Annotated in this window: 25 protein-coding genes and 1 tRNA gene; 13 read left to right on the top strand and 13 right to left on the bottom strand. The window is 71.6% G+C overall.

Annotated features, from left to right (window positions below; all coding sequences use genetic code 11):
• Positions 1 to 38: 38 nt before the first annotated feature.
• Together OG559_RS19575 and OG559_RS19570 are read right to left on the bottom strand one after the other, a co-directional pair.
• The gene (locus OG559_RS19575) at positions 39 to 293 is read right to left on the bottom strand and encodes a type II toxin-antitoxin system HicB family antitoxin (RefSeq protein WP_405105727.1); all 255 of its coding nucleotides are present in this window, start codon (positions 291 to 293) and stop codon (positions 39 to 41) included.
• Positions 294 to 331: 38 nt separating this feature from the next.
• On the bottom strand, positions 332 to 1,276 hold the full coding sequence (locus OG559_RS19570) for a helix-turn-helix transcriptional regulator (RefSeq protein WP_405105725.1): 945 nt from the start codon (positions 1,274 to 1,276) through the stop codon (positions 332 to 334).
• Between the two features lie 104 nt (positions 1,277 to 1,380).
• On the opposite strand from OG559_RS19570, the gene OG559_RS19565 reads away from it, so the two are divergent.
• The 8 genes from OG559_RS19565 (at position 1,381) to OG559_RS19530 (ending at position 6,973) form a co-directional block, all read left to right on the top strand.
• The gene (locus OG559_RS19565; RefSeq protein ID WP_405105723.1) at positions 1,381 to 3,054 is read left to right on the top strand and encodes an MFS transporter; all 1,674 of its coding nucleotides are present in this window, start codon (positions 1,381 to 1,383) and stop codon (positions 3,052 to 3,054) included.
• A complete protein-coding gene (gene istA, locus OG559_RS19560; RefSeq protein ID WP_405116800.1) occupies positions 2,984 to 4,156 on the top strand; it encodes an IS21 family transposase in 1,173 nt (390 codons plus the stop codon). The genes OG559_RS19565 and istA overlap by 71 nt, the downstream gene beginning before the upstream one ends.
• Positions 4,156 to 4,947 (top strand): IS21-like element helper ATPase IstB, encoded by a 792-nt coding sequence (gene istB, locus OG559_RS19555; RefSeq protein WP_405105721.1) that lies wholly within the window; start codon positions 4,156 to 4,158, stop codon positions 4,945 to 4,947. Before istA ends, istB begins: the two co-directional genes overlap by 1 nt.
• A 403-nt stretch (positions 4,948 to 5,350) precedes the next feature.
• On the top strand, positions 5,351 to 5,473 hold the full coding sequence (locus OG559_RS19550) for a hypothetical protein (RefSeq protein ID WP_405105719.1): 123 nt from the start codon (positions 5,351 to 5,353) through the stop codon (positions 5,471 to 5,473).
• 53 nt (positions 5,474 to 5,526) lie between these two features.
• Positions 5,527 to 5,745, top strand: a complete 219-nt coding sequence (locus OG559_RS19545; protein ID WP_405105717.1) for a hypothetical protein — start codon at positions 5,527 to 5,529, stop codon at positions 5,743 to 5,745.
• Positions 5,742 to 6,266 carry a hypothetical protein gene (locus tag OG559_RS19540; protein ID WP_405105715.1) on the top strand — a complete coding sequence of 175 codons (525 nt, stop codon included), beginning with the start codon at positions 5,742 to 5,744 and terminating at the stop codon, positions 6,264 to 6,266. The genes OG559_RS19545 and OG559_RS19540 overlap by 4 nt, the downstream gene beginning before the upstream one ends.
• A complete protein-coding gene (locus OG559_RS19535; RefSeq protein ID WP_405105714.1) occupies positions 6,263 to 6,658 on the top strand; it encodes a hypothetical protein in 396 nt (131 codons plus the stop codon). The genes OG559_RS19540 and OG559_RS19535 overlap by 4 nt, the downstream gene beginning before the upstream one ends.
• A gap of 3 nt (positions 6,659 to 6,661) precedes the next feature.
• On the top strand, positions 6,662 to 6,973 hold the full coding sequence (locus tag OG559_RS19530; protein WP_405105712.1) for a hypothetical protein: 312 nt from the start codon (positions 6,662 to 6,664) through the stop codon (positions 6,971 to 6,973).
• Positions 6,974 to 7,232: 259 nt separating this feature from the next.
• Here the strand turns inward: OG559_RS19530 and OG559_RS19525 are convergent.
• The 7 genes from OG559_RS19525 to OG559_RS19495 all read right to left on the bottom strand — a co-directional run bounded on the left by OG559_RS19525 (position 7,233) and on the right by OG559_RS19495 (position 12,527).
• Positions 7,233 to 7,304: transfer RNA gene (locus OG559_RS19525), tRNA-Val, on the bottom strand.
• 82 nt (positions 7,305 to 7,386) lie between these two features.
• Positions 7,387 to 7,854 carry a peroxiredoxin gene (locus tag OG559_RS19520; RefSeq protein ID WP_387025741.1) on the bottom strand — a complete coding sequence of 156 codons (468 nt, stop codon included), beginning with the start codon at positions 7,852 to 7,854 and terminating at the stop codon, positions 7,387 to 7,389.
• 117 nt (positions 7,855 to 7,971) lie between these two features.
• On the bottom strand, positions 7,972 to 8,409 hold the full coding sequence (locus OG559_RS19515; RefSeq protein ID WP_405105710.1) for a DUF3052 domain-containing protein: 438 nt from the start codon (positions 8,407 to 8,409) through the stop codon (positions 7,972 to 7,974).
• 112 nt (positions 8,410 to 8,521) lie between these two features.
• Positions 8,522 to 11,215 carry a thiamine pyrophosphate-dependent enzyme gene (locus tag OG559_RS19510; RefSeq protein ID WP_405105708.1) on the bottom strand — a complete coding sequence of 898 codons (2,694 nt, stop codon included), beginning with the start codon at positions 11,213 to 11,215 and terminating at the stop codon, positions 8,522 to 8,524.
• Between the two features lie 51 nt (positions 11,216 to 11,266).
• Complete coding sequence (locus tag OG559_RS19505) at positions 11,267 to 11,749, bottom strand: MarR family winged helix-turn-helix transcriptional regulator (RefSeq protein WP_405105706.1); 483 nt, start codon at positions 11,747 to 11,749, stop codon at positions 11,267 to 11,269.
• A gap of 84 nt (positions 11,750 to 11,833) precedes the next feature.
• Entirely contained in the window at positions 11,834 to 12,238 is a 405-nt protein-coding gene (locus OG559_RS19500) for a secondary thiamine-phosphate synthase enzyme YjbQ (protein ID WP_396671280.1), read from the bottom strand.
• 55 nt (positions 12,239 to 12,293) lie between these two features.
• The gene (locus tag OG559_RS19495) at positions 12,294 to 12,527 is read right to left on the bottom strand and encodes a hypothetical protein (RefSeq protein ID WP_405105704.1); all 234 of its coding nucleotides are present in this window, start codon (positions 12,525 to 12,527) and stop codon (positions 12,294 to 12,296) included.
• Between the two features lie 183 nt (positions 12,528 to 12,710).
• Here OG559_RS19495 and aceE point away from each other — a divergent pair, with 183 nt between their 5' ends.
• Positions 12,711 to 15,449 (top strand): pyruvate dehydrogenase (acetyl-transferring), homodimeric type, encoded by a 2,739-nt coding sequence (aceE, locus tag OG559_RS19490; protein WP_405105702.1) that lies wholly within the window; start codon positions 12,711 to 12,713, stop codon positions 15,447 to 15,449.
• A gap of 136 nt (positions 15,450 to 15,585) precedes the next feature.
• Here aceE and OG559_RS19485 read toward each other — a convergent pair whose 3' ends face one another.
• Positions 15,586 to 16,032 (bottom strand): SRPBCC family protein, encoded by a 447-nt coding sequence (locus OG559_RS19485; RefSeq protein ID WP_350882602.1) that lies wholly within the window; start codon positions 16,030 to 16,032, stop codon positions 15,586 to 15,588.
• 254 nt (positions 16,033 to 16,286) lie between these two features.
• On the opposite strand from OG559_RS19485, the gene OG559_RS19480 reads away from it, so the two are divergent.
• The 3 genes from OG559_RS19480 to gltX all read left to right on the top strand — a co-directional run bounded on the left by OG559_RS19480 (position 16,287) and on the right by gltX (position 20,403).
• Positions 16,287 to 17,645: a GH1 family beta-glucosidase gene (locus OG559_RS19480; protein WP_405105699.1), complete on the top strand. Its 1,359-nt coding sequence runs from the start codon at positions 16,287 to 16,289 to the stop codon at positions 17,643 to 17,645.
• A 4-nt stretch (positions 17,646 to 17,649) separates the two neighbouring features.
• Positions 17,650 to 18,927: an MFS transporter gene (locus tag OG559_RS19475; protein ID WP_405105697.1), complete on the top strand. Its 1,278-nt coding sequence runs from the start codon at positions 17,650 to 17,652 to the stop codon at positions 18,925 to 18,927.
• Positions 18,928 to 18,993: 66 nt separating this feature from the next.
• Positions 18,994 to 20,403: a glutamate--tRNA ligase gene (gene gltX / locus OG559_RS19470; protein WP_405105696.1), complete on the top strand. Its 1,410-nt coding sequence runs from the start codon at positions 18,994 to 18,996 to the stop codon at positions 20,401 to 20,403.
• Between the two features lie 111 nt (positions 20,404 to 20,514).
• Here gltX and OG559_RS19465 read toward each other — a convergent pair whose 3' ends face one another.
• Positions 20,515 to 21,108: a copper resistance protein CopC gene (locus tag OG559_RS19465; protein WP_405105694.1), complete on the bottom strand. Its 594-nt coding sequence runs from the start codon at positions 21,106 to 21,108 to the stop codon at positions 20,515 to 20,517.
• 247 nt (positions 21,109 to 21,355) lie between these two features.
• On the opposite strand from OG559_RS19465, the gene OG559_RS19460 reads away from it, so the two are divergent.
• Positions 21,356 to 22,048, top strand: coding sequence for a hypothetical protein (locus tag OG559_RS19460; protein ID WP_405105692.1), 693 nt, complete (start codon positions 21,356 to 21,358; stop codon positions 22,046 to 22,048).
• Positions 22,049 to 22,106: 58 nt separating this feature from the next.
• Here OG559_RS19460 and OG559_RS19455 read toward each other — a convergent pair whose 3' ends face one another.
• Together OG559_RS19455 and OG559_RS19450 are read right to left on the bottom strand one after the other, a co-directional pair.
• Positions 22,107 to 23,033 (bottom strand): NADP-dependent oxidoreductase, encoded by a 927-nt coding sequence (locus OG559_RS19455; protein WP_405105690.1) that lies wholly within the window; start codon positions 23,031 to 23,033, stop codon positions 22,107 to 22,109.
• Between the two features lie 102 nt (positions 23,034 to 23,135).
• Positions 23,136 to 23,465, bottom strand: coding sequence for a hypothetical protein (locus OG559_RS19450; protein ID WP_405105688.1), 330 nt, complete (start codon positions 23,463 to 23,465; stop codon positions 23,136 to 23,138).
• Positions 23,466 to 23,568: the final 103 nt, after the last annotated feature.

Genomic DNA, 23,568 nt, shown 5'->3' with positions numbered 1-23,568 from the left:
ACCTCACGGTTCGGGGCGACAGCCCTCACCGGACAGGTTCACCGCCGACGAACCTGACCGGTCACCGCGACATGGCCGGCGTGGCGACGCCACGACGCCCTCGGCTCCTGACAGGCCCAAGCGGTCAGTCCGCAGCCACTGGCATCGTTCGGGTCGCCGACGACGCCGTGGAGTATCTGGTGCTCGGTGACGTATTCGCGGGCCATGTCCTCGACCTGGTCGAGCCTGCGCGCCTGCGAATGAACGCCTCGTAGTCCGGGCACGCTGATCGACCACCAGTTTCCTGAGCGCACGCATACGGCGGTGTCTTCGTCATCGGCGGTAGTCCCTTCTACCTGAGGCCGAGGTCGCGCAGGAAGCGGGGCCGGAGGTTGCTGACGGATCGATCGCGACCAGGCGCAGGCCCCTCGGGCGCCCTGACGCTCGGATCGTCCTCTCCGAAAGCGCGTTGGGTGAGGATCCGTAGTGCGTCTGCCGAGGAGGCATCGTTTGGGGTGTAGATCTCGAGGCGGTGATCGGGGCTGTCGGGCTGTAGCCAGACTTGGTAGGCGATGCTCGCCGCGCCGACCATTGGGTGTTGGAGATGCATGTCCCCGGTGGTGCAGTCGGCGACTTCACCGGTTGCCCACATGGAGCCGAACTGGTCGCTGCGCATGGTGAGTTCACCGATGAGGTTCGCCAGGCGCGCGTCGGTCGGGAACCGTCCGGCGGTGAGACGCAAGTAGGCGACGTGGACTCGGGCGAGCTCGTCCCAATTGCGGTGCAGATCCCTGGTGAGAGCGTCGAGGAAGAACATCCGCGGGATCGAGGGACGACAGCCCGGATCACGGGGCGCCTCGAAGTCGACGTGCTCGGCGAGCAGCGCGTGTCCGGTGCGGTTCCAGGCGAGGACGTCGCCGCGTCGGCCCAGCACGATCGCTGGCGTCGCCTCGGCCAGTGATTCGAGCAGCGCGAGGACGCGCCGGTGGGGCTGCTCGACTGGTGGTTCGGCAAGGCCGGACCGGGAGGGCTGGCGGGCGAGATTGTGAAGGTGTACGACCTCCACGTCGTCCAGTTTCAGAACTCGTGCGAGGGCGTCGAGAACCTGTTCGGAGGCCGTCTCGGCCTGGCCCTGCTCCAGCCGTGTGTAGTAGCCAGCGCTGACCCCTGCCAAATGGGCGAGCTCCTCGCGGCGCAGCCCCGGAACTCGGCGGGCGCTCCCGTAGGTTCGTAGTCCGATCTCGTCTGGGGTGACCCGGTCGCGGCGGCTCTTCAAGAATGCTCCGAGGCTTTCCATGACATCGAGACTAGGTGCCCGCCGCGCGTGGCTGGGTGTACCTGCTGGGTGTACCCACACCAGGTGCCTGGATGCTCCCGGCTCTGCGCTGGAGCGTTGCCGGCATGACGCAACACACCTCACGCACGACCAACGTCCGAGCTTGGCTCGGGCTGCTGGTCGTCCTCGGCCCGGTGCTCATGGTCTCGATGGACGGGTCCATCTTGTTCCTCGCAATGCCACGAGTCAGTCAGTCTCTCAATCCCAGCGCTGACCAAGCACTGTGGATCCTGGACGTCTACGGCTTCTCGGTCGGCTCCCTGCTTATCGCATTCGGAGATATCGGCGACCGCTACGGGCGACTCAAGCTGCTCATGATCGGCGCGATCTTCTTCGGCATCGGTTCGGCCGCCGCCGCGTTCGCGCCCACACCGGCGCTACTCATCGCCGCCCGTGCCGTGATGGGGATCGCCGGCGCCACCTTGCTTCCGTCCGCCTTGGCGGTGCTCAGTGAGCTGTTCACCGACCCGAAGCGTCGGGCCCAGGCCATCGGCATCTTCGCTGCGGCCTTCGCCGCGGGATTCGCAATCGGACCGGTCATCGGTGGCGTGCTGCTGGAACGCTTCTGGTGGGGATCGGTGTTCTTGATCAATCTTCCCTTAATCGCCCTGTTCCTGTGTTTCGCACCCATGTTGCTCAGCGAGGTGCAAACCACCCGTCCCGGACGAGCCGATCCGATGAGTGTCGTGACCTCTGCGGTCGGTCTGCTGCTAGCGATCTACGGGCTCAAGCACGCTGCCGCCGAGGGCCTCTCCGTATCGGCGGCGCTCGCCGGGCTCATGGGGGTCGCCGTGCTGGCATGGTTCGGCGTCCGTCAACGACACCTGGACCATCCACTCATCGACTTCTCTCTCTTCCGGGATCGAGTCTTCACCATCGCGGTGATCACCGGGCTTCTACCGCTGGCCGCGTGGTCAGCAGCCGCCTACCTGGCTGGCATCTACTTGCAGTCCGTCCTTGACATTCCGGTCCTGCAGGCTGCCTTGCTGGCGCTACCGGGAGCCGTTGTGCTCATCACGACTTGCATCCTCACCCCTGTGGTGGTCGATCGCGTCGGGAAACGCTCCGCGCTGCTTGTCTGCCACTTCTCCATCGCCACCGGGCTGCTCCTGCTCTTGCCCACCACCATCACTGGCGGGATCGGCTGGTACGTCGCTTCCACTGCGATCGCTGGCATCGGCTACGGCATCTCCTTCGCAGTCGTCGCTGACACCGCCGTCGGCGCGGTCCCGTCCGAGCGAGCAGGCTCAGCAGGCGCGATCGCCGAGACCAGCAACGAGATCGGTAACGCCCTGGGCATTGCACTGCTCGGCTCTCTGGCAGCACTGCTGTTCCGGCTCCAAGGGCCCGACCTCGCGCCGACCCTGGACAAAACGCTTCAGCTCACCGGCCTGACAGACACTTTGATCACCGACGCCAAGTCAGCCTTCCTCACCGGCATGCACGTGGCCGCAGCTGCAGCCAGTCTGTTGCACCTCGTACTCGGCCTCACAGCACTCCGCTGGCTACCTCGTCCAGTCAGGAACGACATCCCGGCTGATGGCTGTCGGCTCCGCCTGAAAACTGACCACGTGGTTCCGGCTGAATCGGGACCACCTCCTGAAGCATCGGGAGGTGCTGAGCGTGGAGGACTGGGCGGAGATCCGGCGGCTGCGGCGGTCGGAGGGGATGGCGATTCAGGCCATCGCACGGCGGTTGAGGATGTCTCGCAACACGGTGAAGAAGGCCCTGGCCAGTGATGAGCCGCCGCGGTATCGGCGGGCGGTGAAGGGTTCGATCGTGGATGCGGTGGAGCCGCAGATCCGGGTGTTGTTGGCGGAGTTCCCGGACATGCCCTCAACGGTGATCATGGAACGGGTCGGGTGGACCCGGGGGAAGACGGTGTTCTGCGATCGGGTGCAGCAACTCCGGCCGTTGTTCCGCCGTCCGGATCCGGCTCAGCGGACGGAGTATCTGCCGGGTGAGTTGGTGCAGTGTGATCTGTGGTTCCCGCCGGCGGACGTGTCGTTGGGGTTCGGGCAGGTTGGCCGGCCTCCGGTGTTGGTGATGGTGTCGGGGTATTCGCGGTGGCTGTCGGCGGTGATGATCCCGTCGCGGCAGTCGGCTGATCTGCTGGTCGGGCATTGGACGTTGATCTCTGGTTGGGGGCGGGTGCCCAGGGCGTTGGTGTGGGACAACGAGTCCGCGGTCGGGCAGTGGCGGGCCGGTCGGCCGCAGTTGACCGAGGCGATGAACGGCTTCCGTGGCACCCTGGGCATCCGGGTGATTCAGTGCCGGCCGGCGGACCCGGAAGCCAAGGGCCTGGTGGAGCGGGCCAACGGCTATCTGGAGACGTCGTTCCTGCCCGGGCGCCGGTTCGGCTCACCGCAAGACTTCAACGCCCAGTTGGCGGACTGGCTGGTGCGGGCGAACAACCGCCGGCACCGGATGTTGGGCTGCCGCCCGGTGGACCGGTGGGACGCCGACCGGCAGGCGATGTTGTCGCTGCCGCCGGTCGCTCCGGTGGTTGGCTGGCGACAGACGACGCGGTTACCTCGTGATCATTACGTGCGTTTGGACAGCAACGACTACTCGGTGCACCCGGCTGCGGTGGGCCGTCGTGTCGACATCGTCGCTGACGCCGATCGGGTGCAGGTGTTCTGCGACGGCCGCCAGGTTGCTGGGCATGACCGCTGCTGGGCGAGGCATCAGAGCATCACCGATCCGGCTCACCGCGAGGCAGCCGCCGACCTGCGCACGGCTGCCCGGCAGGCACCGGCGCCGGTGGGCGCTGCTGAGGTCGAGCACCGGCAGCTCAGCGATTACGACCGGATGTTCGGCCTGGAAGAGGTGGCTGCGTGATGGCCGCCAAGACCAACAACCGCAATGTCACCTCGGAGATCGCGTTCCTCAGCCGCGCACTGAAAGCACCCTCCCTGGCCGCCTCGGTCGAACGTCTGGCCGAGCGGGCTCGGGCGGAGTCGTGGACGCATGAGGAGTTCCTCGCCGCCTGCCTGCAACGGGAAGTGGCCGCCCGGGAAGCTCACGGCGGTGAGGGCCGGATCCGGGCCGCGAGATTCCCAGCACGCAAGAGCCTGGAGGAGTTCGACTTCGAGCACCAACGATCGTTGAAGCGGGAGACGATCGCTCACCTGGGCACCCTGGACTTCGTGGCGTCGAAGGAGAACGTCGTCTTCTTGGGCCCGCCCGGCACTGGCAAGACTCACCTGTCCATCGGTCTCGGGATCCGGGCCTGTCAGGCAGGACACCGGGTCGCGTTCGCGACCGCCGCCCAGTGGGTGTCCCGCCTGGCCGACGCCCACCACGCCGGCCGCCTTCAAGACGAGTTGGTCAAGCTCGGCCGGATCCCGCTGCTGATCGTCGACGAGGTCGGCTACATCCCCTTCGAAGCCGAAGCCGCGAACCTGTTCTTCCAGCTGGTCTCCAACCGCTACGAACGCGCCAGCCTGATCGTCACCAGTAACAAGCCCTTCGGCAGGTGGGGCGAAGTCTTCGGCGACGACGTCGTCGCCGCGGCCATGATCGACCGCCTCGTCCACCACGCCGAGGTCATCTCCATGAAGGGCGACAGCTACCGACTCAAAGACCGCGACCTCGGCCGCGTCCCACCGGCCACCAAAACCAACGACTAAAAATCAACCAACCCGGGGGTGGTCCAGTTTCAGCCGGACCACGGTGGTCAGGGTTGAGGCGGCGTTGACAATGGCGAGCACGGCGAGGCAGTCGAGGCGCGATGACCCCTGCCAACACACCCTCTCCGTCGAAGACGACGGCGGCTGGCGGATCCACGGCCGCGACAGTGACAGGCCAAGGCCGCCTACCGAGCCAAGTCAGCTGGCGCGAAACGCGGCTACGTCTGCCTGCACTCGATCGTCGGTGACGCGCTCGCCGCCGCCGAGAATCAGCTCACCGAGACGGTCAGCCGCACCCGAGGAACCACTCACGGTCGTTGAGATTCGGCGTGCCTGGCCTGAGGTGGTGTCACGTCTACGGCGAAACAACCTGCGCGTGTCGGCCCTCGCTCAAACCGCCTAGGTGGACAGCCTCAGGGAGGGTGGGCTTGTCCTGTCCGCTGCCAGCCCTGTGGTGGTGCGGATGATCAACGACAGTGCGGCGGTGGTCGGCGAAGCGGTGTACGAGATTCTGGGCACCAAGTGAAGGCGCCGGACGGCTCGGCTCAACCATCCGCGCCGAGATCAGCCAGAAGCTGGATGCGCACGGGATGCGGCACCTGCCAGCTCGCCCTTGACGCCGACCAGATGCCCGCCACCATCACCCTCAAACTGCCCATCGAACACGCCGCAGTCATCGCCCGCGCGATCGGTAAGCTGCCGACCAGGCAGGCCGCCGACGTGTACTTCTGCCTCAGCCTGCTGTTCGAGCGCTTCTGGATGGAGGGGCTCGACGGGTACGCCAAGGACAACCGGTGACCGCAGCCCCGACCGTCGCCGACGCTGACGCCCTCGCCGAGCACGCCCACCGCGGGCAGGTCGACAAGGCCGGGTGGCCGTACATCGAGCACCCGCGCGCCGTTGCCGCGATCCTCGCCAAGCAAAGCCACGGCTACCACGCCGTCATGGCCGGTGACCTGCTACATCCCCGGTGCTACCCGCGCTATCCTGCTGGTATGACCGAGCCTGTTCAGCGGTTCCGCAAACTGTCGATCTCCGTCCCCGAAGATGTAGCCGACCGGCTCGAAGCCGAACCCAACGCCAGCGCGTTCGTCGCCGACACCATCCGCGCCCGCATCGAACTCGAACAGCTCACCAACCTCAACCGGGACCTCGGCATCACCGTCACCGCCGAAGGCGTCGCCCGCGCCCGCGCCCGCCGCCTCGCCGTCGAAGCCGAATGGTCCCCCGAACGGCGAGCCGCGCTCCGCGAAGACATCCGACGGGCAGCCGCCGACATGCTCACCGACCCCGGCGCTTCCCACTCCTCCGCCGCGTGACCGCACCCCACCGGCCCGTCCGGCTCATCCTCGACAAGTCCGCGCTACTCGCCTACATCGCCGGGTCCGTGCACGTCGCCGAACCCATCCACGAAATCGTTGAAGGCCGTGTCGCGTTCGGCGTGCCCGCCATCACCGCCGCCGAAGCCCTCGCCGACATCGACGACGGCCGCGACCGGGCCCTACTCATGCGACTCCTCCAACACAGGGCCTGCGCTGTACTCGACACCCACGGCGAGTCGTGGCATGAACTGGCGTACTGGCGCTCCGCGACCGGCCGCCCCGACCTCGCCGCCTGCGCCATGGCCGCACTCGACCACGACGCCGCGGTGCTCACCGCCGACGGGAAGCTGTACGGCGGGGTGCCCGTCATCGACATTGCGGATGTGTGACCCATGCGCGTACACGAGTTCGACGGCTGGCTCGCCGACAGCCTGGCCGTCCAGCCGTGGGCCGGTGGCGTGACCCGCTGGTCGACCGACAGCGGCCCGAAACCAGTCGGTGTCACCCTCGCCGGGCGGGTGCAGATGCAACTCCTCAAGGCCGAGTCCGGGCAGATGTACACCGGGGAGTGGGAACAGCCGCCACCGGCGCCGGCCGTGGAGGCGACACCTGTCGACCCGGTGTCGTGGGCGGCAGCGGTCCCCGATGTACGGCTGCATCGGACCGAGGTTGGCAGGGAGCTCACCGCGCTTTGCTGGCCGTAGCCGTCACCTCCAGACAGCACTCGCGTACCGTTCGTCTGCTGCCGATTCGGGGGTCGGAGCGTCGGCGCGGCCCGTTCGGTGGTGCTGGCTGCGGCGGGGGTTGCGGTGGGCCGTTTCCGCGCTCCGAGGGCTTCTCGGGAAGGAGTCGGAAGGCGTTGTTCGATGATCGGTGAACTAAGTAAGCGAGTCCTGTCCGACCGATTAAGCTCTTTGAAGTTGTGATCCTCTACCTGTGTTTCCGCAGGTGGAGGTGGGTTTGTGGGCGCGGCAGGTTTCGAACCTGCGACCCCTCGCTTGTAAGGCGAGTGCTCTCCCACTGAGCTACGCGCCCCGAACGCCCGTACGGCGGGCCGGAGTCCGGCAAGCCTACCCTGCCGGCCCCGGCCCGACGCGCCGGTGTGCCTGGGGTGGGATCAGGCGGCGACGGCCTCGGCGAGGGCCTTGCGCCAGCCCTGCTGGTCGCGCGCCTCGCCCGGCATGTTCATCTCGGCGAACCGGACGACGCCGGCCTTGTCGATCACGAAGGTGCCCCGGTTGGCGATCCCGGCGACGTCGTTGAACACGCCGTACGCCTGGGCCACCGCGCCGTGCGGCCAGAAGTCGGCCAGCAGCGGGAACTGGTAGCCCTCCTTGTCGGCCCAGATCTTGTGGCTGTAGACCGAATCCACGCTGACGGTGAGCACCTGCACGTCGTCGTTGACGTACTCGTTGAGGTTGTCCCGCACCTCGCAGAGCTCGCCCTGGCAGATGCCGGTGAAGGCGAGCGGGTAGAAGACCAGCAGCACGGTGCGGCTGCCACGGAAGTCCGACAGCCGGACCTCCTGGTTGTTCTGGTCCTTGAGCACGAAGTCCGGCGCGTCCGCGCCAACCTCGATCGGCATGCAAGCTCCTCAGGTCGAGTCAGGGTCACACCAGCCTGCCACCACGCCCGGCGGCCGGGGCTGCCGGGTGTGGTGGCGGAGGGCTGCTGCCCGGTCTTGCCCCGGGCGGGGCCGCTGCTACTTCTTGGCCTTCGCACCCCGGCGCAGCACCAGGCGTGCGCCGCTCCAGTCCCGGCCGGCGTTGACCGTGGAGGTCTGCTGGAGGCCAGCGGTGGGTGCGGACTCCGCGACCTCGCTCGGCTCGACGTGACCCTCCCGCCCGGCCTTGGGTGTCAGCAGCCACACGACGCCGTTGTCGGCCAGCGGGCCGAGGGCGTCAACGAGGAGTTCGAAGAGATCACCGTCACTGTCGCGGTACCACACCAGCACCGCGTCGACCACCTCATCGGTGTCCTCGTCGACCAAATCTCCACAGCGGTCGGTCAGGGCGTCTCGGAGATCCTGGTCGACGTCTTCGTCGTACCCCATCTCCATGACGACCATCCCCGGCTCGATCCCGAACCGGTCCGCCAGGCTGCGTACCCCGTCGGCGGCCTGACCAGCGGTCGCGCTCACTGTCGCGTGCCTCCTCATCTCGTCCCTGCTCGCGGCATCGTTGCGATGCCGTCAGGCAGAGTCCACACACTCGTGGCTCCCCGCGCAAGTGGCGCACCGGGTGGATCGGAATTTACCGTGCCAGCAGCGTACGGGCACCCTGGGTGATGGCCTCCTCGGACACCAGCACCTGGCGCGCTGCCGGGCCTAATGGTACAAACGAGTCAATTGCCGCCACCCGCAGCGCCGCCCCGACGTACCCCCCGTCCACCAGCGCCGCGAGCACCCCCTCCCCGACCCCGCCGGACCGGCGCGTCTCATCCGCGACCAGCACCCGGCCGGTCGCGGAGGCCTCCCGGACGATGTCCGCGACCGGCAGCGGCGCGATCCAGCGCAGGTCCACCACCCGGGTACCGACCCCCTCGTCGGCGAGGGCGGCGGCCGCGCGCAACGACATCCGCACGCCGTTACCGAAGGTGATGATGGTGACATCCTCGGCCGAGCCCACGCCGTAGACCCGGGCCCGCCCGACCGGGGCGTGTCCGGCCGCCCACGCCTCCGGCTCCGGATAGTCGGCCAGCCACTCGCCGTCGCCCTTGGTGTACAGGTCGCGGGTGTGGTAAAGCGCGATCGGCTCGACGAAGACGCACACGCTGCCGTCCACCGCCGCGCTCGCCAGGCAGGCGCGCAGCATCGGCGCGGCATCGTCGGGGCGGGCCGGCACAGCGATCACCAGGCCCGGTACGTCGCGGAGCACGGCGAGGGAGTTGTCGTTGTGGAAGTGCCCGCCGAAGCCCTCCTGGTACGCCAGCCCGGCCACTCGGACCACCATCGGGTTGCGGAACGCGCCCGAGGAGAAGAACCGCATGGTGGCCGCCTCGCCGCGGAGCTGGTCCTCGGCGTTGTGCAGGTACGCCAGGTACTGGATCTCCGGCACCGGCAGCAGCCCGGCCAGCCCGGCGCCCAGCCCGAGCCCGAGGATCGAGGTCTCGTCGAGCAGGGTGTCGAAGACCCGGGCCGCGCCGAACCGGTCGCGCAGCCCCTTGGTCACCCCGTACACCCCGCCCTTGGCGGCGATGTCCTCGCCGAAGACGACCATCCCGGGGTGGTCGAGCATGCCGTCGGCGAGGGCGGCGTTGATGCTCTGGGCCAGGGTGAGCGGGCCGGCCGACTCGGGCAACCGGCCGCTGAACGCCTCGGCCCGGGCGACCGCGCCGGGCCCGGCGGCCCGGGTCGCCGCGTCGGCCACCGCGCGGGCCACCCGGGCCGGACGCCGGGGCGCGATCTCGGCGACCACCTCGGCCGCGGAGGCGAGTTTCGGCTCGCCGAGCACCTCCTCGGCGATCCGGCGTACCTGCCAGCCGCGCTCGTCGTAGCGGGTCAGCAGTTCGTCGGCGGTGGCCATGCCGGCGGAGACCAGCAGCCGCGCGGTGGTCAGCAGCGGATCCCGCGCCAGGTCCGCGGCCAGCTCCCCGGGGCGGCGGTACGCGGCCTCCGCGTCGGCCCCGGCGTGTCCCATCAGCCGCACGGTGGACAGGTGCAGCACGGCCGGCCGCCGGTGCCGGCGCACCCAGCCGGCCGCCTCCACCGCCGCCTCGTACGACTGCACCGGGTCGGTCCCGTCGGCGGCGAAGTAGCGGATGCCCGGCTTGGCCCGCAGCGTCGCCTCCACCCAGCCCCTGGGCGAGCGGACGCTGATGCCGAGGCCGTTGTCCTCGCAGACGAAGAGCACCGGGATGCGCAGCCCGGTGTGGTCGTACCAGCCCGCGGTGTTGAACGCGGCGGTGGCGCTGGCGTGATTGACCGAGGCGTCACCGAACGAGCAGACCACGATGGCGTCCGGCGGCCAGGGCGAGCGGGGTGGCTGCCCGACGTCGCCGACCGGGGCCGCCCCGGCCGGCCGCCCGGCCGGGTCACGCCGGCGCAGCCGCTCCAGGGCCAGGCCCGCGCCGACCGCCCGGGGCAGGTGGGAGGCGATGGTGGAGGTGGTCGGGACGACGGCGAGGTCGGCCCGGCCGAAGACCTTGTGCCGGCCACCGGCGATCGGCTCCCGGGCGGAGGCGACCATGCCGCGCAGCACGTCCCGGGCCGCTTCGGCGTACGCGTCCTCCGGGTCGGTCTCCCCGGCCGGGCCGGCACCCTCGGCGGCGTCTCCCCCCGCCACGGCGTCGGCCGGCGCGCCGGCCGGGCCGTTCGGGCGGACCGCGCCGGCCGGGCTGGGCGGACCGGCCGGGCTGGTCAGGCCGGCGTCGGGGCCCTCGGCGTCGGCGTCTGCGGCGTCCGTGTCTGCGGCAGCCGTGTCGTCGGCGGCGAGGTCTGGGGCGGTAACGGCGGCGTCGGGGGCGGGGTCTGGGGCGGCAACGGCGGCGTCGGGGGCTGGGGCGGTCTCTGGGCGGCGAGGGCCGGCGTGGTCGCCCGCGCCACCCTCGTCGGCGTTCCCGGCCGGGTCGGGGAAGGCCGGCTCGGGGAAGGCGGTCCGGCCGGCGGCCAGGGCGGCCCGGAGGCAGTAGAACGCGCCCGAGCGGTAGTGCAGCAGGGCGGGGTCACCGGGACGCAGCGCGGCGGCGACCGCCGCGTTGCCCTCGTGGCCGGCCGACCCGATGGTGTAGAAGCCCTCGCCGAAGCTGCGCAGCCACCGCCCGGCGAGGTCGAGTTGCCGGCTGGTGACCTGGGCGTCGAAGAGGTCCAGCAGTTGCGCCCCGGTCAGCGCCGTGCCGTCGCGGACGGGCTCGGCCGGGTCACGTCGCCGAGGCGCGGCAGCCAGCCCGGCGAGGGCCTCCCGGAACCGGTCGTCGAGATCTTGCGGGGTGGTCACGTCGGACAGCATTACCGACTCGACGCCCGCTCGCCCACTCAGACACGATTCGCCCGGCGCGGCTCAGTCCTCCGCGCACCGCTGCGGGCAGCCGCCGTCGGAGACCTTCCACACCAGCTCGCGCAGGGTGGCCAGCTCGGCGTCGGTGAGCCCGGAGAGCAGTCGGGAGTCTGACATCGCCCGTTCGACGTGGCCGCGCATCCGCCGGCCTGCCTCGGTGACCGCCAGCGTCTTCAGTCGGCGGTCCGTCGGGTCGGCCCGGCGCTCCACGAGCCCCGCCTGCTCCAGCTTGTCGACCAGGGTGGTGACGTTCGACCGGTCGCAGCCGAGCTGCTCGGCCAGGTCGCGGGCCGGCTGCGGGCGGTCCGGGTCGAGCTGGTGCAGCGCCCGGGCGGCGGCCGGGATCAGCCCCAGCTCGGCCACCTCGGCGTCCTGATGGTGCCGCACGGCCGCCGCGACGTGCAGGAGCCGGCGCACGGTGTCCCCGGCGAGGCCGGAGCGGTCGCCCGCGTCGGGCCCGCTGCCGGGAGGGACGGGCTGCGGCATGGGCGTCATCGTACGTCCGGCCTGCCGAGGGGGGACCGTCCCGCCCTGAGCCGGGTGCCGATGGCGGGTGGGGCCCGCCCCGGGTCAGCCCGGCAGGAACGAGAGACGGACCTTGCGGGTGGGGTTGTCGCCGTTCGTGTCGACCAGGCAGATGGACTGCCAGGTGCCCAGCGCGAGCCGCCCGTCGACCACCGGCAGGGTCGCGTACGGCGGGACGAAGGCGGGCAGGACGTGGTCCCGCCCGTGCCCCTGCGAGCCGTGCCGGTGCCGCCAGCGGTCGTCGGTGGGCAGCAGGTCGTCCAGCGCCCGCAGCAGGTCGTCGTCGGAGCCCGAGCCGGTCTCGATCACGGCCAGGCCGGCGGTGGCGTGCGGCACGAAGACGTGCAGCAGGCCGTCGCCCTGGCCCGAGACGAACTGTTCCGCCTCGGCGGTGATGTCCCGGACGGTCGGCCGGGACCCGGTCTGGACGGTGATCACCTCGGTGCGCATACGGCGCATTCTGCCCGAGGGACGGCGTGCCCGCCGGCAGCCGCCGCGACGGCGGTCACCAACTTCCGCCGCCCCCGCTCTCGCCGCCGCCCGACCAGCCGCCGGAGTCCCCTCCGCGCCGGCGGCCCGCCCGCTCGAACAGCACCAGGCCCGCCGCCAGCAGGGCCAGGCCGAACACCCCGGACCGGGCCGCGTCGAGTTCCCCACCGGCGAGCCCGATCAGCGCCAGCAGGAGGACGAGCCCGCCGACCAGTACGACTGCGCCGGCCAACCCCCGCAGCATCGTCATGGCCCGACGGTAGAGGGCGCGGGCAACCCGCCCGCCACGCCGGGCGGGGCGGGCCGACCCGAAATTACCGACGGGTACGTGTGTCCAGCGTCGCGTCTAGGGGAGGCAGACGTGACGATCACCGTCGGGAGGAGGCAGGATGGCATCTAGAGACCTGTCCCACACACAACCGAGGGAACGCCTGTGGCCACGGAACGCAAGCGCCCGGTGATCACCGCCGGTCTGCCGAGCCAGCTTCCGGACATCGACCCCGAAGAGACCGGCGAATGGATCGAGTCACTCGACGGAGTGATCGACGAGCGCGGAACCAAACGCGCCCGGTACGTCATGCTGCGTCTGCTGGAGCGCGCGCGCGAGCGTCAGGTCGGGGTGCCGTCGCTGACCACCACCGACTACATCAACACCATCCCGCCGGAGCACGAGCCGTGGTTCCCGGGTGACGAGCACATCGAGCGGCGGATCCGGGCGTACATCCGGTGGAACGCGGCGATGCTGGTGCACCGCGCGCAGCGCCCCGAGATCGGCGTCGGCGGGCACATCTCCACCTTCGCCAGCTCGGCGTCGCTCTACGAGGTGGGCTTCAACCACTTCTTCCGGGGCAAGGACCACCCGGGCGGCGGCGACCACATCTTCTACCAGGGCCATGCCTCCCCCGGCATGTACGCGCGCGCGTACCTGGAGGGGCGGCTCAGCGAGCACCAGCTCGACGGGTTCCGCCAGGAGCTGTCCCACCCCGGCGGCGGGCTGCCCTCGTACCCGCACCCGCGGCTGATGCCGGACTTCTGGGAGTTCCCGACGGTCTCCATGGGTCTCGGCCCGATGAACGCGATCTACCAGGCCCGGTTCAACCGGTACCTGCAACACCGGGGCATCAAGGACACCTCGCAGCAGCACGTCTGGGCGTTCCTCGGCGACGGCGAGATGGACGAGGTCGAGTCGCTCGGCGCGATCGGCGTGGCCGCCCGCGAGGAGCTGGACAACCTCACCTTCGTGATCAACTGCAACCTCCAGCGGCTCGACGGGCCGGTCCGGGGCAACGGCAAGATCATGCAGGAGCTGGAGGCGTTCTTCCGGGGCGCCGGCTGGAACGTCATCAAGGTCGTCTGGGGCCGCGAGTGGGACCCGCTGCTCGCCGCCGACACCGACGGCGCGCTGGTCAACCTGATGAACACCACGCCCGACGGCGACTACCAGACCTACAAGGCGGAGTCCGGGGCGTACGTGCGGGAGCACTTCTTCGGCCGCGACCAGCGGACCCGCAAGATGGTCGAGGGGTTCACCGACGACGAGATCTGGAACCTCAAGCGGGGCGGCCACGACTACCGCAAGCTCTACGCGGCCTACAAGGCGGCGACGGAGCACACCGGCCAGCCGACGGTGATCCTGGCCAAGACGATCAAGGGCTGGACGCTCGGCTCGCACTTCGAGGGCCGCAACGCCACCCACCAGATGAAGAAGCTGACGCTGGACGACCTCAAGCTCTTCCGCGACCGCCTCTACCTGGATATCTCGGACAAGACGCTGGAGGAGAACCCCTACCTCCCGCCGTACTACCAGCCGGGCGAGAAGTCTGACGAGATCGCGTACCTGAAGGAGCGGCGGCAGCAGCTCGGCGGTTACCTGCCGTCCCGGCGGACCGCCGGCAAGGCCCTGGCGATCCCGGGCAGCGAGCGGTTCGCCGACGTCAAGCGCGGCTCCGGCAAGCAGAAGGTGGCCACCACGATGGCCTTCGTCCGCCTGCTCAAGGACATCATGAAGGACAAGGAGTTCGGCAAGCGCTGGGTGCCGATCATCCCGGACGAGGCCCGCACCTTCGGCATGGACTCGCTCTTCCCGACCCAGAAGATCTACTCGCCGCACGGCCAGCGGTACACCTCGGTCGACCGGGAGCTGTTCCTGTCGTACAAGGAGTCGACGACCGGGCAGATCCTGCACGAGGGCATCAACGAGGCCGGCTCGGTGGCCTCGTTCACCGCCGCCGGCACCGCGTACGCCACCCACGGCGAGCCGATGATCCCGCTGTACATCTTCTACTCGATGTTCGGCTTCCAGCGCACCGGCGACGGCTTCTGGGCGGCGGCCGACCAGATGGCGCGGGGCTTCGTGCTCGGCGCGACCGCCGGGCGGACCACGCTCAACGGCGAGGGCCTCCAGCACGAGGACGGCCACTCGCTGCTGCTCGCCGCCACCAACCCGGCGGTGGTCGCCTACGACGCGGCGTTCGCGTTCGAGCTGGCGCACATCGTGGAGAACGGCCTGCACCGGATGTACGGGGAGCAGCCGGAGAACATCTTCTACTACCTGACGATCTACAACGAGCCGATCCACCAGCCGGCGGAGCCGGCGGACGTGGACGTCGAGGGCCTGCTCAAGGGCATCTACCGCTACTCCCCCGCCCCGCAGGTCGACGGCCCGAAGGCCAACATCCTGGCCTCCGGCACCGGCATGCAGTGGGCGCTCAAGGCCCAGCAGTTGCTCGCCCAGGACTGGGGGGTGGCCGCCGACGTCTGGTCGGTGACCTCCTGGGCCGAGCTGCGCCGCGACGCGGTGCAGTGCGAGGAGCACAACCTGCTCAACCCGGGCGCGGAGCAGCGGGTGCCGTACATCCAGCAGAAGCTGGCCGACGCCGACGGGCCGAAGGTCGCGGTCAGCGACTGGATGCGCGCGGTGCCGGACCTGATCGCCCGCTGGGTACCGGGCGACTACACCTCGCTCGGCACGGACGGGTTCGGCATGTCCGACACCCGGCACGCGCTGCGCCGGCACTTCCACGTCGACGCCGAGTCGGTGGCGGTCGCGACGCTGCGGCAGCTCGCGCTGCGCGGCGTGGTGCCGGCCACGGTTCCGGCCGAGGCGGCCAAGAAGTACGCGATCGACGACGTGAACGCGGCCCCGGTCGGCGAGACCGGCGGCGACAGCTAGGGCCGGCGAGCACAGGGCCCGGCGCGGTGATCACCGCGCCGGGCCCTTCCGTTTTCGCAACTCGGCGGTGGCCCGGACGCCCCTGGCGGGGACGCCGGACCACCGCCGTCGCGGGTGACGCCTCAGGACGCGGCCCTCAGCCGACGGCGGCCAGATCGGTGAGCCGGGCCAGCGAGTCCTCCAGGTCGGCGCCGACCCGACGCAACCCGAGCCGGAGCAGGGCGGCCTTGACCGGGCCGGCCGGCCAGCGTACGACGATGAGCCGCACGACGGTCCCGCCCTGCTCCTCGTCCCCGGTGAGCTGGACGTAGATCTCGGTCCGGGCCTCGGCCCGGGCCCCGGCGCCCTTGGCGCGCTCCCGCCAGCCGATCAGGTTCGGCTCCTGGTAGGCGATCACCTCGGCCTCGTGGGCCGAGCCGCGCCCGGCCTGGACCAGCTGCCGGCGGCCGAAGCCCTCTCCCGAGAGCACCTCGGCCGCACGGACCCCCGCCAGCCAGGCCGGTAACTGCTCGGCCCGCTGGACGACTTCCCAGACCGCTTCCACCGGCGCCGCCACGTGCGTACTGCGTTCCACGAGGATCATTTTCGTTCTTTCCCCCACTGAGGACATCCGCGATATTCCGCACTCTATGCATGAAAACGGACTTACTAGGACTTCTTCGGAAAAGACACGCCGAAAACCCTTGCGTGCCGATCGCCGACCGCCTATGGCGCGATCGATGGTCGGGGGCCTAGAGTCCGAACACGTTTCGCGTTTCGCGGGCGTCCTGCGGGTCGCGCTCCCGGCGTCCCCGCGGACCGCGAACGCCGTCGGTTCTCGACTCGCCTGGAGGATGCATGACCACCGAGCCGCTGCCCGGGTTCCCGGCCGGATTCCGCTGGGGCGTCGCCACCGCCGCCTACCAGATCGAGGGCGCGACGACCGCCGCCGGACGCGGGCCGTCCATCTGGGACACCTTCGCGCACACCCCGGGGCGGGTCGCCGACGGCAGCACCGGCGACGTCGCCTGCGACCACTGGCACCGGACCGGCGAGGACGTCGCGCTGATGGCCGGGCTCGGCGTGTCGGCGTACCGGTTCTCGGTCGCCTGGCCCCGGGTCCAGCCCGGCGGCACCGGCCCGGCCAACGCCGCCGGCCTGGACTTCTACGACCGGCTCGTCGACGACCTGACCGCCGCCGGCATCGACCCGGTCGCCACCCTGTACCACTGGGACCTGCCGCAGCCGCTGGAGGACGCGGGCGGCTGGCTGAACCGGGACACCGCCGCCCGGTTCGCGGAGTACGCCGACCTGGTGGCCGCCCGGCTCGGCGACCGGGTCAAGCTGTGGATCACCCTCAACGAGCCGTTCGTGCAGATGAGCCTCGGCTACGGCACCGGCCAGCACGCCCCCGGCCGGACGCTGCTGTTCGACGCGTTCCCGGTGGCCCACCACCAGCTCCTCGGGCACGGCCTGGCCGTCGCCGCGCTACGCGCACGCACCACGAGCCCGGTGGCCATCACCAACAACTACTCGCCCGTGCGGGTGGCCGGCGACACCGACGCCGACCGGGCCGCCGCCGACGCGTACGACGCGCTGCACAACCGGCTGTTCACCGACCCGCTGCTCGGCCTCGGCTACCCCGACGTCCCCGGGGCCGACACGGGGGCCGTCCGCGACGGCGACCTCGCGGTCATCGCCGCACCGATCGACGTGCTCGGCGTCAACTACTACAACCCGACCGGCGTACGGGCCCCCGACGCGGACTCGCCGCTGCCGTTCGAGCTGGTGGAGCTGACCGGCTACCCGCGCACCGCGTTCGACTGGCCGGTCGTCCCCGAGGGACTGCGCGAGCTGCTCACCGGCCTGCGCGACCGGTACGGCGACCGGCTGCCGCCGATCCAGGTCACCGAGAGCGGCTGCGCCTACGACGACGCGCCGGACGCCGACGGCCGGGTCCACGACCCGGAGCGAATCACCTACCTGGACGGGCACCTGCGCGCCGTGCGGGCGGCGATCGACGAGGGCGTGGACGTGACCGGGTACTTCGTCTGGTCGCTGCTGGACAACTGGGAGTGGGCCGACGGCTTCACCAAGCGCTTCGGCCTGGTGCACGTCGACTTCGCCACCGGGGCCCGCACGCCCAAGTCGTCGTACGCCTGGTTCCGCGACGCCGTCACCCGGCCGGCGGGCCCCGCGACACCGAACGCGGAGTAGGGCCGTGACCACCGTCGACCCGCCGCCGGTCGCGCTGCCGGCGGCGCTCGCCGAGCCGATCGTGCCGGTGCGGCGGGGCTGGATCGCGCTGATCTTCGCGGCGAACCTCGGGGTGTGGATGGCCTTCTTCACCCCCATCCAGGTGCTGCTGCCCCAGCAGATCGAGCGGATCGCGCCGGGCAACAAGGAGGCCATGTTCGCCGTGGTCACCGGCCTCGGCGCGCTCGCCGCCGTGCTGGCCAACCCGCTCGCCGGTGCGCTGTCCGACCGGACCTGCCTGCGGCTGGGCGGCCGGGAGCTGGGCCGCCGGCACGTCTGGACGGCCGGCGGCGCGGTCCTCGGGGCGCTCGCCCTGCTGCTGCTGGCCCGGCAGAACACGATCGCCGGGGTGGCGGTCGGCTGGGTGGCCGCCCAGGTCTGCTTCAACGCGATGCTGGCCAGCCTCACCGCCGGCATCCCGGACCGGGTGCCGGTGGCGCAGCGCGGTGGCGTCTCCGGCTGGATCGGCATCCCGCAGTCGCTCGGCCTGGTGCTCGGCGCGGTGCTGGTGACCGCCCTGGTGACCGGCAACGCCGCCGGGTACGCCGCGGTCGCGCTGGCCGTGCTGCTGCTGTCGCTGCCGTTCGCGCTGCTCACCGCCGACGACCCGCTGCCCCGGGAGCACCGCCCGGCGCTGCGGCTGCGCACCCTGCTCGCCTCGATGTGGATCAGCCCGCGCCGGCACCCCGACTTCGCCTGGGCCTGGATCACCCGGTTCCTGGTCCAGCTCGGCAACGCGCTGGGCACTTTGTACCTGCTGTACTTCCTCACCGACGGGGTGCGCCACCCCGATCCCGAGGGCGGGCTGCTGATCCTGATCCTGCTCTACACCCTCGGGATGATCCTCACCGCCGTGGTCTCCGGCCGGCTGTCCGACCGGTCCGGGCGACGGAAGGTCTTCGTGATCGCCTCGGGCCTGGTGATGGCGGTGGCCGCGACGCTGTTGGCCGTCGCCCCGGTCTGGTCGATGGCCATGGTCGCCGCGCTGCTGCTCGGCGCGGGCTACGGCGTCTACCTGTCCGTCGACGCGGCGCTGATCACCGAGGTGCTGCCGACGGCCACCGACCGGGCCAAGGACCTCGGGGTGATCAACATCGCCAACTCCGCGCCGCAGGTGCTCGGCCCGGCGCTGTCCGCCCCGCTCGTGGTGCACCTGGGCGGCTACCCCACCCTGTACGCGGCCACCGCGGCGGTCACCCTGCTCGGCAGCGTCCTGGTGGTCAAGATCCGCTCGGTGGCCTGACCCGTCGGGAGGGGGTGGCCCGCCCCCTCGCGAAAGCCGCTGGCCAACCGCCGTAGGCTGGGGGACGTGACGGTACGTGTGCGCTTCGCCCCTTCCCCGACCGGTATGTTCCACGTCGGCGGTGCCCGCTCGGCCCTGCAGAACTGGATCTACGCCAAGCAGCAGGGCGGGGTGTTCGTGCTCCGCATCGAGGACACCGACGCGGCCCGCAACAAGCCTGAGTGGACCGAGGGCATCCTCTCGGCGCTGGACTGGATCGGCATCGCCCGGGGCAGCTACGAGGGCCCACACTTCCAGTCTTCGTACGCCGGGGAGCACCGCGCCGCCGCCCAGCGCCTGTTCGAGGCCGGCCGGGCGTACTACTGCGACTGCACCCGCGACGCCGTGCAGGCCCGCACCGGCTCCCAGTACCAGGGCTATGACGGCTTCTGCCGCGACCGGGGGCTGGAACCGGGCGAGGGTCGGGCGCTGCGCTTCCGGACCCCCGATTCCGGCGAGACCGTGGTGGTCGACCTGATCCGCGGCGAGCCGACCTTCGAGAACAAGCTGATCGAGGACTTCGTCATCGCCCGGGGCGACGGCTCGCCGGTGTTCCTGCTGGCCAACGTCGTCGACGACATGACCATGGGGATCACCCACGTGATCCGGGCCGAGGAGCACCTGCCCAACACCCCGAAGCAGCAGCTTCTCTGGGACGCCCTCGGGGTCACCCCGCCGATCTGGGCGCACGTGCCGGTGGTGGTCAACGAGAAGCGGCAGAAGCTGTCCAAGCGGCGGGACAAGGTCGCCCTGGAGGCGTTCCGGGACGAGGGCTACCTCGCCGACGCGATGCGCAACTACCTGATGCTGCTGGGCTGGGCGCCGTCCGGCGACCGGGAGATCGTGCCCTGGTCGGTCATCGAGGAGGAGTTCCGGCTGGAGGAGGTCAACCCCTCCCCTGCGTTCTTCGACGAGAAGAAGCTGCGCGCGTTCAACGGCGACTACATCCGGGCGCTGCCGGTGGACGGTTTCGTCGCGGCCTGCCAGCCGTGGCTGACCGGCACCGACACCATCGCCCCGCCGCCGTGGCAGCCGGAGGAGTTCGACGCGGAAGCGTTCGCCGCGGTCGCCCCCCTGGCCCAGACCCGGATCGCCGTGCTCAGCGAGATCGTGCCGAACGTCGACTTCCTCTTCCTGGCCGCACCGCTGATCGACGAGGCGGCCTGGGCCAAGGCGATGAAGGAGGGCGCGGCCGAACTGCTGGACGCGGCGGTGGTCGCGTTCGAGGCGCTCCAGTCGTGGAACGCCGACTCGCTGAAGGCGACGCTGGAGGCGGTCGGCGCGGAGCGGGGCCTCAAGCTCGGCAAGGCTCAGGCACCGGTCCGGGTCGCGGTCACCGGCCGCACCGTGGGCCTGCCGCTGTTCGAGTCGCTGGAGGTCCTCGGCCGCGAGCGCTCCCTCACCCGGCTGCGCGCCGCGCGTCTCCGCCTGCCCTGACCTGACTTGCGAAGGGGCCCGCCGGTGACCCGGCGGGCCCCTTCGCCGTCAGCGCCCCGGGCGCGCCCGGGGCAAGGTTCCTTCGCCGTCAGTACCCGGGCACGCGCCGGCTCAGGGGCGGGGCGAGCGGCGGCGCAGCAGGAGGCCGGCGGCGAGGGCCGCGAGGACGACGAGCCCGCCGAGCGCCCACAGCCAGCCGGCACCGCCGCCGTCGTCGTCGGAGCGTTCGGCGGCGGCCGGGGCAGCCGCCGGCGGGCTCGTCGTGGCAGGCGGTGACGACGGCGCGGCCGTCGGGGCGGCGCTCGCTGTCGGGGGCGACGACGGGGGCTGGGCCGGGGTGCCGGTGGTGAGGGTGAACCGCACCTCGCCCTTGATCGGGTGGCCGTCGCCCGAGGCGACCTGGTACCCGACGACGTAGAGGCCGGCGGCGCCGGGCGCGAACGGGACGCTCACCCGGCTGCCGGAGAAGGTGGGCTCGCCCCCGAGCGCGGCCACGTTGTCCGGACCGGTCACTGTGATCTTCGTCGTACCCGGGTCCGGCTTCGCCAGGAAGCGAAGCTCGATCCGGGCCGGCGCGGCGGCCACCCGCGCGCCGTTCTCCGGGTTGCTGCCGGTCAGCGAATTGTGCGCCGAAGCCGGCGCCGCCGGGAACGCCAGCGACACACCGAGCGCCACGCCGAGAACCACTACCCAGGTACGTGCCACACGTGGGAACGTGCCCCCCATGAACCCCTCCGGAAAGGTACTATCCGCCCGCTAATCAACGGCTGATGATTAGTCGGCCCAGGATCGCAGATAGTTCCAATTCCCGATCCAGTAGCTGCAACTGATCGACGTTCCGCACAGTCTTAGAGGTGGGCACCCGCCCTGGGGGCAAGGTCACCGCCGTCGACCGACCAGCGCGTGACCCACAGTGAAGCCATCCAAATCGAAACGGGGCGAGGAGGCGGCGATGGTCCGACAGGTGAGGCGGCTGATCGCGTTGGCCGCAGGGGTGCTGCTGGCGGCGGTCCTCACGGGACCGGCCCACGCTGGCCGTCCGGCGCAGACCGCCGGCCCGGCGCGGGTCGCGGTGCCGGCCGCCCCGAAACCGCAGCCGGCCGGCGTGGACATCACCGGCGACCGGCTCCCCGAGCCGCTGCGGCTGCGGGCCGCCACCCACCCCGCCGCGGTGCCCGCGGTCCTCGACCAGGTGAGCTGGCTGGGTCGCACCGGCTCGCCCTCCGGCCCGGCCGCGAAGGACCTCGGGCCGAAGTACACGGTCGTGGTGTTCGCCGGGGAGATCGCCACCCAGACGTACGACCTGTATCCGCTGGCCAAGGGCGGCCCGCGGGTGTACCGGCCGGCCAAGCAGCCGGGCCCGTCCCCCAAGGTGAAGGCCGGCTGGTTCCTCGGCCGGCTGAACATGTCGGAGAGCCTGCGCACGGCCGGGGTGCCGCTGGAGCGGCAGCTCGACACGGTCGGCGGGGGCGGCGTCGGCGGCGGCGAGCGGGTGAACCCGGACGATTCGCTGAACCCGGGCCAGGACCTCGACGAGACCCTCGGCGAGTTGCAGCGGCTGCTGCTGCTCAACGTCGGGGTGATGCTGGTGATCACCCTCGGGCTGGCCGGGATCGCGCTGCTGATCCGCCGCCGCACCCGCTGATCCGCACCCGCTGAGCCGCCTGAGCTGCCCGAGCGCTACCCGCCGGGCGGTCGGCGGGTCAGACCTCCAGGACCACCTTGCCCCGGACGTGCCCCTGCTCGACCAGTCGCTGCGCCTCGGCGGCCTGGTCCAGCGGGAACGTCCGTGTCACGTGGACGGTGAGCCGGCCGGCGTCGACCAGCCCGGCCAGGACGCTCAGGTCCGTCGTGGAAGGCCTGACGAACAGGTAGTTGCCGCCGAGGCGGGTGACGTGTTCGGGGTCGGCGGTGGAGACCAGCCGGGCGGGGCGGGTCAGCAGCTCGGCCGAGACGTCCAGCGCCGCCCCGCCGAACAGGTCCAGGGCCACGTCCACCCCGTCGGGCGCGACCGCGCGGACCCGGTCGAGCAACCCGTCGCCGTAGCTGACCGGCTCCGCGCCGAGCGACCGGACGAAGTCGTGGTTGGCCTCGCCGGCCGTGCCGATCACCTTGCCGGCGCCGAGCGCCCGGGCGATCTGGACGGCGAGGTGCCCGACCCCGCCGGCCGCGCCGTGCACCAGCACGGTGTCCCCCGCCCCGGTACGGGTGAGCTGGAGCGCCTGGTACGCGGTGAGCCCGGCCAGCGGCAACCCGGCCGCCTCCGCCCAGGACGCGCGGACCGGCTTGTCCGCCACCGTCCGCTCCGGGGCCGGCACCAGCTCCGCGTACGTGCCGTGCTGGAGGTCGTCGCGGCGGACGTACCCGATCACCTCGTCGCCCACGGCGAACCCGGCCACCGCCGGGCCCACCGCGGCCACGACGCCGGCCGCATCCCAGCCGGGCACCAGCGGGAAGTGGGCGGGGATGGCCGCAGCGAGGTGTCCCTCGCGGATCTTCCCGTCGACCGGGTTGACGCCGGCCGCGCGCACCCGCACCAGCACCGTGTCCGGCCCGACCGGCGGGTCGGGCAACTCCCGCACGGCGAGCCGGTCGGCGGGGCCGTACGCGTCGATCGCGATCGCCTTCACCCTGTTCACGCTAGCCGCTGCGGGGTCACCGCGGGGCCGGCACGGGTGGGCCCGCGGACCCGCGCCACGGGGCGGGGCCGGCGGCGGGCCGTCAGGCCGCTGTCAGCACCAGCGGCGCGGCGGGCGCTCCCGGCGGACCGCCCGGTGCCGGGGGCGGACCGGGCCGTGCCGGTGCGCGCCGGCCCAGCCGGGCAGGTCGCTGCGGCAGGCCGCCGCGCGGCCCAGCTCGTCGGCGAGTGGCTCGGGGGTGCGCTGGCGGGGCACCGGCGCGTCGTCCTCGGCCCGCTCGGCGGCCCGGCCGGAGGTCGGCTCGACGGGGTGGACCGGGCCGGTGAGCCGGCGGTGGTGCTCGGCCGCCGGCTGGGGGTCGTGGTGGCCCGGCCGGCGGGTCTCCCCCTGGGCGCAGCCGTACTCGGCCTCCCCGTGCGCCATCCCCGGTCTCCCCCTGCTCGCCGTCGCGCCTGGCCGGTCGTGGCCCGCGTGCCCTGTCACCGTACTGGGGCGGGCCGACGAGTCGTGCGGCGCGTACCCCACC

Source organism: Micromonospora sp. NBC_01405, assembly GCF_045040155.1.
Taxonomy (GTDB): Bacteria; Actinomycetota; Actinomycetes; order Mycobacteriales; family Micromonosporaceae; genus Micromonospora.
This window is presented reverse-complemented; position numbering and strand designations above follow the sequence as displayed.